This is a genomic window from Pseudomonas benzopyrenica, assembly GCF_036884265.1.
Taxonomy (GTDB): Bacteria; Pseudomonadota; Gammaproteobacteria; order Pseudomonadales; family Pseudomonadaceae; genus Chryseomonas; species Chryseomonas benzopyrenica.
This window is the reverse complement of sequence record NZ_CP145723.1, coordinates 2,655,331-2,669,514: the sequence shown is the minus strand read 5'-3', so window position 1 is coordinate 2,669,514 and position 14,184 is coordinate 2,655,331. Positions and strand designations below refer to the sequence as shown.

Sequence of the window (14,184 nt, the reverse complement as noted above, 5' to 3'; positions counted from 1 at the left end):
CCTTCATTTGAGACCGGAGCGGGCCGCTCCCAGGATGGCGGGCCCCACTGCCACACCGGATCCGTCGCCCGTGAAACACCCCTTGCTCTGCCTCGGTCTCGCCGCCCTGGGTCTCGCCTGGCTCGGCCAGGTCGAGGCCGCGCCCGCCGCTGCGCCCGCCGCCAATGTGCTCATTCCCTCGCCACCCCAGCTCTCGGCCAAGGCTTGGGTACTGATGGATGCCACCACCGGCCAGGTGATCGCCGAGGAGGATTCCCACGAGCACCTGCCGCCGGCCAGCCTGACCAAGCTGATGACCGTCTATGTGGCGACCCGCGATATCCAGGCCGGCCAGCTCAAGGCCGACGATCAGGTCACCGTCAGCGAGCACGCCTGGCGCACCGAGGGCTCGCGGATGTTTCTCGATCCGCGCACCTCGGTGTCGGTGCATGATCTACTGCAGGGCATCGTCATCGATTCGGGCAACGACGCCAGCGTGGCCCTGGCCGAGCACATCGCCGGCAGCAACGAGAGCTTCGCCAGTCTGATGAACGCCACTGCGCAGCGCCTGGGCCTGCACGACAGCCACTTCATGAATCCCACCGGGCTACCCGACCCCGAACACTTTTCCTCGCCCTACGACATGGCGCTGCTGGCGCGGGCCATCATCCAGGACGAGTCGGCCTACTATGAGCTCTACGCCAAGAAGTACTTCACCTGGAACGGTATCCGCCAGCCCAATCGCAATCTGCTGCTCTGGCGCGATCACAGCGTGGATGGTCTCAAGACCGGCCATACCGAGGCGGCCGGCTATTGCATGGTGACCTCGGCACTGCGCGATGGGCGCCGGCTGATCACCGCGGTGTTCGGCTCCAACTCCATCAACAACCGCGCGGCGGATACCCAGAAGCTGCTGACCTACGGCTATCGCTTCTTCGAGAACCAGACCCTGGACCAGGCCGGCGTCGCCCTGGGTACCCCGGCGATCTGGGAAGGCGAGCAGTCGACCCTGCCGGTGGGGGTGACCCAGGACGTGGTGCTGACCCGCCCCAAGGGTCAGCAGCCGCCCGAGCGTCGGCTGGTGCTGGACGAGCCGCTGGTGGCGCCCATCGCCCAGGGCGCGGTGGTCGGGCGCCTGGAGCTGGTGGCTGGCGAGCGCATCCTGCAGACCCGGCCGCTGGTAGCCCTGGAGGCGGTGGAGCAGGCCGGCTGGTGGTCGCGCTGGCCGGAGCATCTCTACCGGCTGGTGCTGCACTGGTTCGGCCAGGTCTGACATTCGGGGGGCGGAATCAGGCCTCCTGCTGCAGATGCTCGCGCAGGAAGGCGTTCATCCGCGCCAGGGTCCAGCGCACACTCGGCAGCACCCCGAGCATCTCGATGAAGCCATGGATCATGCCCGGCAGCTCGTGGTACTCCACGGCGTTGCCGGCGCCGATCAGCGCCTGCGCATAGAGCCGGGCATCGTCGCGCAGGGCATCGCATTCGGCGCCGAAGATCAGCGCGGGCGGCAGATTGGCGTGGGAGAAGGCATAAAGGGGTGACACCCGTGGATCGCGGGTGTCCACGTCCTGGAGATACATCCCAGAGAAGTAATCCATCATCGGCCGGGTCAGCGGCGGGACCTCGGCATTCTCGATGCGCGAGGGGTGGTTCCAGGCGTCGAGCGTGTTGTCGACGCCGGGATAGATCAGCACCTGGGCCTTGAGCCGGAGCGGTCCTTCGCGCAGGTGCAGGGCAGCCATGGCCGCCAGGCCGCCGCCGGCGCTGTCGCCGGCCACGGCGACGCGGTCGAGATCGAGATTCAGGGCGCTGCCGGCCTGGGCCAGCCAGTGCAGGGCGGCCAGCACATCGTCGGGGCTCGCCGGTGCCGGATGCTCGGGGGCAAGGGCATAGTGCACTGCCAGCACCGCGCAGTCGGTGCCCAGGGCGATCTGGCGGCAGAGCGAATCATGGCTGTCCAGGTCGCCGATCACCCAGCCACCGCCGTGCAGATAAACCACCAGTGGGCGCGGTCGAGCGTCTTCCGCATAGGGCCGATAGAGACGCAACGGGATGGGGCCGAGGGGACCTGGCGCGGTGAGCGCCTCCACCCGCGTCACCGGCGCCGGCGGCAGGCCGAGGGCGCGATTCAGCTGCACATAGGCGGCGCGCGCCTGCTCCGGGGTGAGGCTGTCCAGCGGCGGCTGCGGGTGAGCGGCCAGCTGCGCCAGCAGGCCGGCCACCTCCGGGGTGAGGCGCGCGAAGACGTCGGGCATGGTGCTTCTCCTAGGTTTCCGGGCGCCAGGATGGAGGCCGGGTCGCCGCCAGCCTCGCCGGAGCGCTCGGGCGGGTCTATCGATCAGATGAACGATGGCGACGGGCCTTGGACTGCGATTGGCACGGGGCCGTTGCGCGGACGCGCGGGTAGCAGAGGGCGGCCTATCCTGCATCTGAACGATAGGCGCGCCGCAGCGGTACGGTAGACTCGGACCCAAGCCAGGCCCCGTCAGGGGGCCGGCATCCTACCCAAAGACAATCAAAACAATGGGGGTAGCATGGATCAGTCAGCCGTCGTTTCCTGCAGCGTGCCCAGTGCGGTGGTCGCTCGCTTCAGCCAGGTCGTCCTGGCGCTGCAGGCCCGCCTGCGTGGCGGGGCCATCACCGAATTCCATGCCCAGGCACTGGAGCAGCTGCAGCGCCTGGTCGCCTTCGACAAGGCCTGATGGGGCAACTCCGCCTGGTGCGACGGCGTCCCCGTGGCGCACAGCACCTTCCTGTTGGGGCTGCCTGGCAGCTATACCCAGGAATGGGATGCGCTCAAGGCCGAGGACCACGCCCTTGGCGACCTGCATCAGGAGCAGGGCCGCTGTCAGCTGTTCGATTGCCGGGACCAGACGGCCGCGCCGGCCCTGGCTGCCCTGGGGCAGCGGTATGGCCTGGCCCATGGCCTGCGCATCGTGCTCACCGACGACCAGACCCGCCTGGGCGTGCACCTCACCCTGTTCCGCGAGGATCCCGCCGCCCCCTTCATCGCCCTCGAATGCCAGCTGGTGGAATGGCTGATGCCGCACCTGCTGCATGCCGAGCGCGAGAGTTGCCTGCGCACCCTGGCGACCCTGAGAGACAGCCAGGGCAGTTTCGACGAAACGGCCCTGGCGGTGTGCGATCGCTATGGCGTGCTGCTGTCCATGGAGCCCGGCTTCGCCGCCCTGCTGGCCGGCGAGTGGGAGGGTTGGCAGGGCAATCGCCTGCCGCCCGCCTGCGATCCTCAGGGCACCTACCAAGGCCGCACCCTGCAGCTCGATGCCCAGCCGCTGGGCGATCTGCTGCTGCTCAAGGCGCGTCGGCGCAGTTCGGCGGAACGCCTCAGCGCCCGAGAACTGGAAGTGGCCCAGTGCTTCGCCCTGGGCCAGACCTACAAGGAAGTCGCCCGCAGCCTGGGCATGGCGCCGGCCACGGTCCGCCATCACCTGAGGCGCATCTACGAGAAGCTCGGCGTCAACCGCAAGGCGCAGATCGCCCAACAGGTCGCCGCCGCGCCGGACTGATCCTCCCCTGATCCCCTATGCCAAGACTGGGCGCCGCCCGTGCCCGGTGAGGCCTCGCTCGCCCGCTCGAATGCCCTGAGGAATCCTGCCATGCCGTCTCTGCCCGGAATGCTGACTCGCGCCGCCGTCCTGTCGCTCGCCGCGCTGGCCGCCACCACCCACGCCACCGAAAAGGGCATGCCGACCACCGCGGCCGGGGTGCAGGACTTCGGCGCCGGCTTCATGCCGCCGTCGACGCCCTTCGGTACGGTCGGCCTGCGCTTCAGCGACTATCAGGCACGGGTGATCAAGGACAGCCATGGCAAGGACGATGGCAACGATTTCAACATCAACGTCCTGGCCATCGGCCTGGCCTACCTACGCATGACCGACCAGCAGCTGTTCGGTGCGCGCTACGGCTTCGGCGCGGTCTCGGTGTTCTTTCGCATGGACGCCGATCTCGGCATCAACGCCGGCGGCCAGCGCGTGTTCAGCGACAGCGCCGAGCTGTTCCGCCCGGCCGATCTGCAGCTGATTCCGCTGATCCTCGCCTGGGAGCCAGCGCCTGGCGTCGGCATCAACACCCAGCTGTCGATCCAGGCACCTACCGGCGACTACGACAAGGATCGCCTGGTCAGCCCCGGGACCAACCACTGGACGGTCTCGCCGATCCTCAACGCCAGCTACATCAGCCCGAGTGGACTGGAGCTGTCGTCCAGCTTCCAGGTCGACCTCAATGCCCGCAACGCGGCCACCGACTATCGCAGCGGGGTGGAGTATCGCCACGAATTCGCCGTCGGCCAGCATTTCGGCCCCTGGACCGCGGGCCTGGGCGGCTACTACTACCGCCAGCTCAGCGACGACGACGCCCCCGGCCTGACCCGCGGCAACCGTGCCCGGACCCTGGCACTGGGGCCGGCGCTCAGCTTCTTCGACCCCTCCTCGGGATTGCCGGCCATCTGGCTGCACGCCTACAAGGAGTTCGACGCCCGCAACCGGGCGGAGGGCTATACCGTGGCGCTGAAGCTCGGCGCCAGCTTCTAGACCGCACCCATCATCTCGCGCACCCGCGCCGCCAGGGCATCGACGGCGAAGGGCTTGGTGAGGATCTCCATGCCGGGATCCAGATGGCCATTACCGATGGCGGCGTTCTCGGCATAGCCGGTGATGAACAGCGTCTTGAGCCCCGGGCGTGACTGGCGGCCCGCATCGGCCATCTGCCGCCCGTTCATGCCGCCGGGCAGGCCGACGTCGGTGATCAACAGGTCGAGGTGCACGTCCGATTGCAGGATTTTCAGACCCGTCAGGCTGTCGGCGGCTTCGAGCACTGCGTAGCCGAGGTCTTCGAGAATATCCATGACCAGCATCCGCACCGTCGGCTCGTCGTCGACGATCAGCACCGTTTCGCCCTGGCTGGTACCAGCCACGTCCAGGCGGGTGGCCAGGCCTTCGGCGGCCGGTGCCTCGCCCAGGTAGCGCGGCAGGTAGATGCACAGGGTGGTGCCCTGGCCGACTTCGGAGTAGAGCCGCACCTGGCCGCCGGACTGGCGAGCGAAGCCATAGATCATCGACAGGCCCAGGCCGGTGCCCTGGCCGATGGGCTTGGTGGTGAAGAAGGGTTCGAACACCCGGGCGGCGACCTCGGGCGGTATGCCCACTCCGGTATCGGTCACGCACAGCGACAGGTACTGGCCTTCCGGCAGGTCCTGGGCGCGGGCGATTTCACGATCCATCCAGCGATTGGCGGTTTCGATGGTGATGCGACCGCCCTTGGGCATGGCGTCGCGGGCATTGATGCAGAGATTGAGCAGTGAGTTCTCCAGCTGGCTGGGGTCCACCAGGGCGGGCCAGAGGCCGGCGGCGCCGACGGTTTCCACCTGGATGCCAGGACCCACGGTGCGCTGGATGAGTTCGGTGAGGCCATCGATCAGCTGGTTGACGTCCACTGGCCGCGGCGCCAAGGTCTGGCGCCGGGAGAAGGCCAGCAGTCGGTGGGTGAGGGCGGCGGCGCGCTTGGCGGCGCCCTGGGCGGCCACCAGGTAGCGATCGAGTTCGCGCAGCCGCCCTTGGGCGATGCGCGTCTCCATCAACTCCAAGGCACCGGAGATGCCGGCCAGCAGGTTGTTGAAGTCGTGGGCGAGGCCGCCGGTCAACTGGCCGACCGCCTCCATCTTCTGCGACTGGCGCAACTTTTCCTCGGCCTGCATCAACTCGGCCGAGCGTTCGGCGACCCGGATCTCCAGGGTCTCGTTGAGGGTCCGCAGGGCGGCCAGGGCCTTGTCCCGCTCGGCTTCGATGGCTCGCCGCTCCTCGACGTCGATGAGCACCCCGGGAAAGTGCAGCGGGGTGCCGTCGGCGGCGTGATCGACCCGGCCATTGGCCTCGATCCAGTAGTAGCGGCCATCGGCGCGCCGTACCCGGTACTGGTGGGCGAAGGGGCCGCCCTGGGCGATCACGACGTCGATGGCGTGGGCGAGACCGTCCTTGTCGTCGGGATGGACGTTGGTCACCACCTGGGCCAGGCTCAGACCTTCGCGACCCAGGCGCGGATCGAGGCCGAAGACCGTGGCGAAGGCTTCGTCCACGGTGAATCTGTCGGTGGGCAGGTCCCAGTGCCAGGTGCCGATGATGGCGCCGGCGGACAACGCCAGCTGCACCCGCTCGATGTTTTCCCGCGCCAGGGCCTCGCTGATGCGCAGCCGTTCCTCGGCGTTGCGCCGCTCGGTCACGTCGCTGAAGAGGATGGCGATCTGGCGTTCGTCGGGATCGCCCACCCGCACGGCGCGGACATCGAACCAGCGCTCGAAGGTGTTGGCGTAGTTCTCGAAGGTCGCCGGCTCGCCGGTCTTGGCCACGTGGCCGTAGGTATCGAACCAGAACCGTTCCAGGTTGGGGGCGAATTCGGTCACCCACTTGCCGCGCAGGTTGACCCCGGCCTGGCGTTCGAAGGCCGGGTTGGCCTCCAGGAAGCGGTAGTCGATGGGCTTGTCGTCGGCGTCGAACTTGACCTGGACGATGGCGAAGGCCGAGCCGATGGTCTCGATGATGGCGCGAAAGCGCTCTTCGCTCTTGCGCAGGGCGGTTTCGGCGGTCTGCAGTTGGCTCATGTCCAGCATGGCGCCGATCATCCGCGTCGGGCGGCCGTAGCTGTCGCGGATCACCCGGCCGCGATCGAACACCAGGGCGTAGGAGCCGTCGGCCCGCAGGAAGCGGTACTCGTCGGTCCAGACCACGTCGTCGCCGTCGATCACCCCGTGGATGGAGGCATCGATCCGCGCGCGGTCGTCCGGGTGGATCTGGCCGAGCCACCAGCTGCCAGTGGGTTCCACGGTTTCCGGCAGGTGACCATAGGCCGTGGTCAGGGCTTCGTTCCACAGGACCTGGCCACTGTTGAAGTCCCAATCCCAGATGGCGTCGTTGGTGGCTTCGGCCACCAGGCGATAGCGCTCCTGGGTTTCCTTGAGCGCCAGGCCCGCCAGGTGTTCGACGGTGCGATCGCGCAGGATCTTGACGAAGCCCAGGGGCTCCCCGTCTTCGTCGGTGAGGGCCATCATCTCCCCCGAGGCCCAGAAGCGCTGGCCGTCCTGGCGCAGGTGCCAGCGCTCGTCCAGGGCGCTGCCGTCCTTCAGGGCCTTAGCCATCTCGTATTCGGCGCGATGGTTGGCGCGGTCTTCGGGGGTGAAGAAACGCGAGGCTTGCTCGCCGATCATCTCCTGAGCGCTCCAGCCCATGACCTGCTCGGCACCCGGATTCCAATCGGTGATGCGCCCCTGAAGGTCGCTGACCACGATGGCGAATTGGGTAGTGCTTTCCAGCACCGCGCGACTACGAGCCTTGCTGGAGCGGGGCGCGGCAGGCTGCAGGGCGGCACGCAGGCGCAGAACTTCGGCTTCGAGCTCTGCGCGGGTCAGCGTGGCCAGGGGTACCTCACTCATCTTGCTGGAAATCCTCGGCGAAAGCGGTCACGGGAGGGTTGGACCGCGAAAAACGCCAGAGTGTGGCGGGCGCGCTTCGGGCAGAAAAGCCTCTGCCGCTGATCGGCAAGCCGACTGGATGAGAGGACGCTCCAGCGCGAGAAAAGCGCTGCGCCTTCGAGCGAGACGGCGACCTGGTCCAGTCGCCTGGCCTAGAGCAGGGCAAGCGAGGCGGGCAGGGCAGCGAAACCGGCACGTCTGAGCGACGGCCAGGCCTGCAAGGCGTCCGCAGGTTCGCTGGATGAACGGTCCGCGCCTGGAACCCGGTCGTCGCCAGCGCTCTCTACGGTTGCACGAGACGGACCCGGCAAGGGTTCGCCGCTTTCCCTTCGATCGCTCAAGGAGCACCACCGCATGGCCCAGGAATCCTCAGCCGCACCGGGCGCACTCAAACGCGCCATCACCCTGCCCATGCTGTTGTTCTTCATCCTGGGCGACGTTCTGGGCGCGGGCGTCTATGCCCTGGCGGGCACCATCGCCGGCCGGGTCGGCGGCGCCATCTGGGCCCCCTTGCTGATTGCCCTGCTGTTCGCCCTGCTGACCGCGGCCTCCTATGCCGAGCTGGTCACCAAGTACCCCAAGGCCGGCGGGGCGGCGGTGTTCGCCGAACGGGCCTTCGGGCGGCCCTGGCTATCCTTCCTGGTAGGCTTCTCGATGCTGGCCGCCGGGGTCACCAGCGCCGCGGGGCTGGCGGTGGCCTTTGCCGGTGGCTATCTGCAGGCGCTGGTGCCCTGGCCCGCCAGCTGGGTCTGCCTGGGCTTTCTGCTGTTGATAGGCCTGCTCAATGCGCGCGGCATCAAGGAGTCGCTGTCAGTCAATCTGGTGATGACCCTGATCGAGCTCTCGGGTCTGGTGATCGTCGTCGCGGCGGCGGCCTGGTTCGTCGCCCAGGGGCAAGGCGAGCCGGCGCGACTGCTGGAGGTGGATGCGCCCTCGGCCACCGTGGCCATCCTCAGCGCTTCGCTGTTGGCCTTCTACTCCTTCGTCGGTTTCGAGACCTCGGCCAACCTGGCGGAGGAGGTACGGGACGTCAGCCGGGTCTATCCGCGGGCACTGTTTGGCGCCCTGGTCATCGCCGGTATCGTCTACATGCTGGTAGGCGCCGGCGCTGCCCTGGTGCTGCCGGTGGCGCAGCTCAAGGCCTCGGGTGCGCCGCTGATGGACGTCCTCGGCGCCTCGGGCCTGGGCGTGCCGACCCGAGTGTTCGCCGTCATCGCGCTCATCGCGGTGGCCAATGGCGCGCTCCTGACCATGATCATGGCCAGCCGTCTGGCCTACGGCATGGCTCGTCAAGGTCTGCTGCCCGCGGTGCTCGGCCGGGTGCTGCCACGGCGGCAGACTCCCGGCATCGCCATCCTCGCCACCACCGCGGTGGCCATCGCCCTGACCTTCACCAGCACCCTGGATGTGCTGGCCGAAACCGTGGTGCTGCTGCTCCTGGTGGTGTTCATCAGCACCAACCTGGCGGTGCTGGTGCTCAAGCGCGACCGGGTCGAGCATCCGCATTTCCGCGTGCACTGGATCTTTCCGGTGCTGGCCCTGGCCTCCTGTGCGCTGCTGATCGCCCAGCAGGGCGCGGCGACCTGGTGGCGCGCCGGGCTGATGCTGCTGGTGGGCGTGGCGCTCTATGGGCTGACGCGGCTGGCCGGCGCGCGCCGGGTCACGGCCTAGGCGCCCACCAGGGCATAGAGGGTCTGCATGTCGGCCGGCTTGGTCAGGTGATGATCGAAGCCGGCCGCCAGGGCCTCGGCCTTGTCCTGTGCCTGGCCCCAGCCGGTCATGGCGATCAGCTTGACGGCCTGACCGGCCGGCGTCTCGCGGATCGCCCGGGCCAGTTGATGACCGGTCAGGCCCGGCATGCCGATATCCGAGATGACGATCTCGGGGCCGTAGCTCTGGAACAGGGTCAGGGCCTGCTGGCCATCGTAGGCGACACGCACCTCGTGGCCGTCCAGCTCAAGGAGTTCGGCGATGGTGTCGGCGATGTCGGAGTTGTCGTCTGCGACCAGGATCCGGCGGGTGGCGGGCGCCGCCGAGGCGGCCGCTACGGCCTCCTGCTCTGTGGCCGGGGGCGCCACCGTCAGTGGCAGGTTCACGGTGAAGCGGCTGCCCTGGCCCAGGCCGGCGCTGGTGGCGGCGATGTCGCCGCCCTGCAGCCGTGCCAGCTCGCGGGAAAGGGCCAGGCCGATACCCAGGCCAGGCGAACGCTCCGCCAGGCGTGGATCGATCTGGCCGAACATCTGGAACAGATCGCTCAGGCGTTCCGGGGCGATACCGATGCCGTTGTCGGCAATCTCCACCCGTACCTCTTCGTCAACCGTGGAGACGGCGAGCACGATCCGACCGCCCTCCGGGGTGTAGCGGGCGGCATTGCCCAGCAGGTTGACGAAGATCTGCTCCAGGCGCAGCGGGTCGGCGTACAGCCAGAGCGGCGCCTCGGGCAGGTGCAGGTCGAAGCGCTGGTGCTTGTCCTGCATCGGCGCCAGGGTCGCATCGGCCGCTGCCTCGAGTACCGACTGCAGGGTGACGAAGGTATTGTGCAGGGTGATGCGGCCGAAGGTGATGCGCGAGATATCCAGCAGGTCGTTGAGCAGGGCGCCCATGCGCTCCACCTGCCGCTCGATGGTCTGGCAACTGCGCTGTTGCTGTTCGGGCGACGCCTGCGGCGCGGCGATCAGTGCCGCCGCGTGGCGAATGGGCGCCAGGGGATTGCGCAGTTCATGGGCCAGCACGGCGAGGAATTCGTCCTTTTGCCGATCGTTGTCGCGCAGCTGCTGCTCCTGGCGCTTGCGTTCGCTGATGTCCAGAAACCACACCGCGACGTTGCCGTCGAAGGGCGTGGCGCCGATCTGCAGCCAGCAACTGGCGCCCTGGGCATCCGGCCCCTGCAATTCGACGGACCAGGCGACTTCCTCGGCCTGGTGGTCCGCGCAGAGCTGCAGGATGCGGGTGCTGGCCCAGGGCAGGCGGGCGTTGGCGTCACGGCTGTCGAGACCCAGGGTGGTGGTCCCAGTGGGGTTGAGATAGTCCCAGGCGAAAGTGCCTTCGGCAGCGGGCACGGCGATGCCGAAGGAGACCTGCGAGCTTTCCAGCGCCACCCGCAGGCGGCGTTGCGACCGCAGGGCAGCCTCCTGGATACGGGCACGATCGATCACCAGCACCGCCTTGGACGCGCACAGGTCGGCCAGGCGCTGCTCGCGCGGCGTGGGCTCGCGTGCCTCCGGCAGGTGCACGGTGAGGGCGCCCAGGGTGCCGTGCAGGGTGCTGCGCAGCGGCACGGCATGTACGGCTGCGAAACCCAGGCGGCAGCCGATGGCGGCCAGGGCGGCGAGCTCGGATGCCTTTGCCAGGTCGGGCACCAGCACCCGTTCACCCTGCTCGATGGCGGCTGCACAGACGCTCTCCGCGGGAGCCAGGGCGGTCAGGCGTGCCTGGTCCTCGGCCGAGAAACCGGCGGTGACATGGAGCCGTGGCGGCTGGCCGTCTTCCAGCAAGGACACGCAGCCCAGGGGCGTCTGATGAAAGCGACAGAGGACGTCGAGAATCTCCTGCAGCTGCTGTGGCAGTGAAGGCAGTTGCAGCAGGCGATGATTGAGCCGTTGCAGGATTTCCAGGTCGGCGACCTGCAACTGCAGCTGCGCCTGGCTCAGTTGCAGGCCGCGCAGGTAGTCGTCGCGCTCCTCTTCGATCAGCCGCCGGGCTTCGGCGGCGGCCAGCAGCGCTTCGCCCACCTGGCGGATCTCCAGCACGTCGCTGTCGGGCAATACCGGCGGCAGGCGCCTGCCCAGGGCCTGAGCGGCCTCCTGTAGGGCCTGCACCGGACGGTTGATGCGCCGTGACAGCAGCAGGGCTACCGTCCAGGCAAAGGCTACCGACAGCACCAGGCCGCCGCCATAGAGGGCGAAGGAGCGATTGGCGGCCGCGGCCACCTCTTCGGTGGGGATCGCCGTGGTCACCGTCCAGCCGGAATCGGGCAGGCGCACGAAGGCCGTATAGACGTCGTGGCCTTCCCGGGTACGCGAAGTGCCGACGCCTTCTTCGCCCGGCTGCGCCAGGATCTCCGCCAGACCTGGCAGGGCCGGCTCGCCCAGGCTTTCCTCGTGCCGGCTGGTACGAGCGATGCGCCGGCCATGGCGATCGAATATCGAACCCACCCAGTCCTTGGGCAGGGCACGGGTCAGGCGCGCCGCGCGGATGCTCTCCGGCGTCATTACCGCGGTCAGCACGAAATTCAGTCGACCCTCGCGCAGCACCGGGACCCGGATCGGAAAGGCCAGAAGGCCGGCGGGACCGCGGCCGAGTTGCCCGATCACTGGCCGGCGTTGGGCGAGTACCTCGGCAAAGCTGTCCGGTTCGGCGAGAGGACCGCCAACGGGCCGGTTGACGCTCGATATGCGCCGGACGACCTGGCCGTCCGGCGTGGCGAGCAGCACCGTTCGCCAACCTGGCACCAGCGGCAGGATGCGCCCGACCAGGGTTTCGAAATCGCTCAGGTCGCCCGTCCGCAACAGGGGCGACTCGGCCAGCGCCTGGAGAATGGTCACTGAGCGGCGCAATTCGCTTTCGATGGTGGTCGCGGCTTGGCGACTGGACTCCAGTGCCCGCTGTTCGGCTTCGTGCTGCTGGTGTTGCACGAGCAGCCAGAGTCCCAGGCCGGCTACCAGCGCCAGGGGCACGATTCCGGCGAAGGCGATGGCCAGCAGGCGATTGCGCAACGGGACCAGACGCGCAGGGCGAAGCTTCGTCGGCGGCATGGGGATTTCGATTGAGGAAAAGTCTCATTCTAGCCTGACTGTGCATGGCATTTTGCCAGGGCGGCGGTTGCTCGTCAGGTTGACACATTCCCCTGGAGCCCGCGTCAGCTCTAGCCTGCAGCTCGTGGGGGGTACGCCGTTGATCGCCGATGGGTGGCTATTCAGCCAGTAACGGTAGCGCCGACCAGAAGGGGTGAATACGCCTTTCCTGCCTGGAGTTGCGCCATGCGTACCCTGAAATTGTCGGCCCGTTCGGCCGTGTGTTTTGCCGCCGTTACCCTGTTGCTGCTGGTACTGGCGGTTACTTCGGCCGTGGGCTTGAATTCCCTGTACCAGGCCGAACAGGATGTCGAGACCAACTGGATGGCCAGCATCGCGCAAACGGCGAAGATGGATAGCCTGGTACTCAGGTTGCGTCTGGAAACCCTGCGCATGGTGGCGTCGGAAGACGAGCAGATGAAGCAGACCGCCGCGGCGACCATCGCCCAGGCGCGGGGCCAGTTGCAGCAGGAGGTAGCGGCGTACCAGGCCCTGGTCGCCTCGCCTGAAGAGCAACGATTGGCCGACGCCGTGTCCGCTGGCGTCAAGGCCTACGATGCGCGTCTCGACGAGATCATCGTCATCGCCCGGACGCGTCCGGCCAGCGAGGGAACCGCCTTCACCAATGCCAATATCCGTCCGCTGACCAACGATCTGCAAGAGAAGATCGTGGCCCTGGGTACCTTCAACGAACGCGGCGCCAAGCAGGCCGGCGAACTGGCCAGCCAGACCTACAGCCGCAACCTCTGGCTGCTCGGGGTGATTGCCGCCATCGCCATCGTGCTCACCGTGGTGCTGGCTGTGCTCTATACCCGCAGCATCCTGCAGCCGCTGCGCCAGGTGCTGGCCATCAACCGGCGCATCGCCGAGGGCGATCTGCGCGTCGAGGCGCAGGCGACCGGCCGCGACGAGATGGCCGAGCTGATGCGCGCCACGGTGCAGATGCAGCAGACCCTGCGCGACACCGTCAGCCACATTGGCGAGGCCTCGACGCAGCTGGCGTCCGCCGCCGAAGAGATGAATGCCGTGACCGACGAGGCCAGCCGTGGCCTGCAGCGCCAGAATGGCGAGGTGGAGCAGGCTGCCGCGGCGGTCAACGAGATGACCGCCGCCGTCGAGGAAGTGGCGCGCAACGCCGCCTCGGCCTCGACGTCCGCGCAGCAATCGGAGCGCTCGACCGGTCTGGGCGCGGCCCGGGTCACCGAAACCGTCAATGCCATCCATTCGCTGACGGGCACCGTGTCCCATACCAGCGAGCAGATCGTCGCCCTGGCCGGACAGGCCCAGGGCATCGCCACCGTGGTCGATGTGATCCGCGGCATCGCCGAGCAGACCAACCTCCTGGCGCTGAACGCCGCCATCGAGGCCGCCCGCGCCGGTGAACAGGGCCGCGGCTTTGCCGTAGTCGCCGACGAGGTGCGCGCCCTGGCCCACCGGACCCAGGAATCCACCCGTGAAATCGAGCAGATGATCGGCGGCATCCAGAGCGGTTCGGAAGGCGCCGTGCAGGCCATGCAGCGCAGCCGTGACGAGGCTACCGCGACCCTGAAGATCGCCAACGAAGCCGGCGCCGCCCTGGAGGAAATCGCCCGCTCCATCACCGAGATCAACGAGCGCAACTTCCTCATCGCCACGGCATCGGAAGAGCAGGCCCAGGTCGCCCGGTCGGTGGACCAGAACCTGGTCAGCATCCGCGATCTGTCGATCCAGACCTCGGCCGGTGCCCACCAGACCGCTGCGGCGGCCCATGAGGTCTCGCGCCTGGCGGTGGACATGAATCGTCTGGTTGGCCGCTTCTCGGTCTGATCCGGACGTAAAGGTCAGGAAAGGCCCTGCCGAGAGAGCCTCGGTGGGGCCTTTTCGTTTCCAGGCTGCTGGCGGGCAGGGGTTGCAGGACCAACGGACGGGAACCCATCCGGGGTGCGTCAGGGT

The 14,184-nt window shown here is 68.1% G+C and carries 9 protein-coding genes; 6 read left to right on the top strand and 3 right to left on the bottom strand.

The window, feature by feature from the left end:
- The first annotated feature begins 82 nt into the window (after positions 1–82).
- A complete protein-coding gene (locus V6W80_RS12650) occupies positions 83–1,252 on the top strand; it encodes a serine hydrolase (protein ID WP_184288639.1) in 1,170 nt (389 codons plus the stop codon).
- A 16-nt stretch (positions 1,253–1,268) separates the two neighbouring features.
- Here V6W80_RS12650 and V6W80_RS12645 read toward each other — a convergent pair whose 3' ends face one another.
- Positions 1,269–2,234: an alpha/beta hydrolase gene (locus tag V6W80_RS12645; protein ID WP_338544422.1), complete on the bottom strand. Its 966-nt coding sequence runs from the start codon at positions 2,232–2,234 to the stop codon at positions 1,269–1,271.
- A gap of 279 nt (positions 2,235–2,513) precedes the next feature.
- Between V6W80_RS12645 and V6W80_RS12640 the strand changes: the two genes are divergently transcribed.
- The 3 genes from V6W80_RS12640 (at position 2,514) to V6W80_RS12630 (ending at position 4,529) form a co-directional block, all read left to right on the top strand.
- On the top strand, positions 2,514–2,681 hold the full coding sequence (locus V6W80_RS12640; protein WP_338544421.1) for a hypothetical protein: 168 nt from the start codon (positions 2,514–2,516) through the stop codon (positions 2,679–2,681).
- A 33-nt stretch (positions 2,682–2,714) separates the two neighbouring features.
- Complete coding sequence (locus V6W80_RS12635; RefSeq protein ID WP_338544420.1) at positions 2,715–3,506, top strand: helix-turn-helix transcriptional regulator; 792 nt, start codon at positions 2,715–2,717, stop codon at positions 3,504–3,506.
- Positions 3,507–3,614: 108 nt separating this feature from the next.
- Positions 3,615–4,529 carry a SphA family protein gene (locus tag V6W80_RS12630; RefSeq protein ID WP_430707808.1) on the top strand — a complete coding sequence of 305 codons (915 nt, stop codon included), beginning with the start codon at positions 3,615–3,617 and terminating at the stop codon, positions 4,527–4,529.
- Here V6W80_RS12630 and V6W80_RS12625 read toward each other — a convergent pair.
- Positions 4,526–7,420 carry a PAS domain-containing hybrid sensor histidine kinase/response regulator gene (locus V6W80_RS12625; RefSeq protein ID WP_338544418.1) on the bottom strand — a complete coding sequence of 965 codons (2,895 nt, stop codon included), beginning with the start codon at positions 7,418–7,420 and terminating at the stop codon, positions 4,526–4,528. The two genes, V6W80_RS12630 and V6W80_RS12625, sit on opposite strands and share 4 nt — an antisense overlap.
- A gap of 393 nt (positions 7,421–7,813) precedes the next feature.
- On the opposite strand from V6W80_RS12625, the gene V6W80_RS12620 reads away from it, so the two are divergent.
- On the top strand, positions 7,814–9,130 hold the full coding sequence (locus tag V6W80_RS12620; RefSeq protein WP_064309500.1) for an APC family permease: 1,317 nt from the start codon (positions 7,814–7,816) through the stop codon (positions 9,128–9,130).
- On the opposite strand, the gene V6W80_RS12615 is transcribed toward V6W80_RS12620, so the two are convergent.
- A complete protein-coding gene (locus V6W80_RS12615; RefSeq protein ID WP_338544417.1) occupies positions 9,127–12,213 on the bottom strand; it encodes a hybrid sensor histidine kinase/response regulator in 3,087 nt (1,028 codons plus the stop codon). The two genes, V6W80_RS12620 and V6W80_RS12615, sit on opposite strands and share 4 nt — an antisense overlap.
- Before the next feature lie 225 nt (positions 12,214–12,438).
- Between V6W80_RS12615 and V6W80_RS12610 the strand changes: the two genes are divergently transcribed.
- Complete coding sequence (locus V6W80_RS12610; RefSeq protein WP_338544416.1) at positions 12,439–14,058, top strand: methyl-accepting chemotaxis protein; 1,620 nt, start codon at positions 12,439–12,441, stop codon at positions 14,056–14,058.
- The last annotated feature ends 126 nt before the right edge of the window (positions 14,059–14,184 follow it).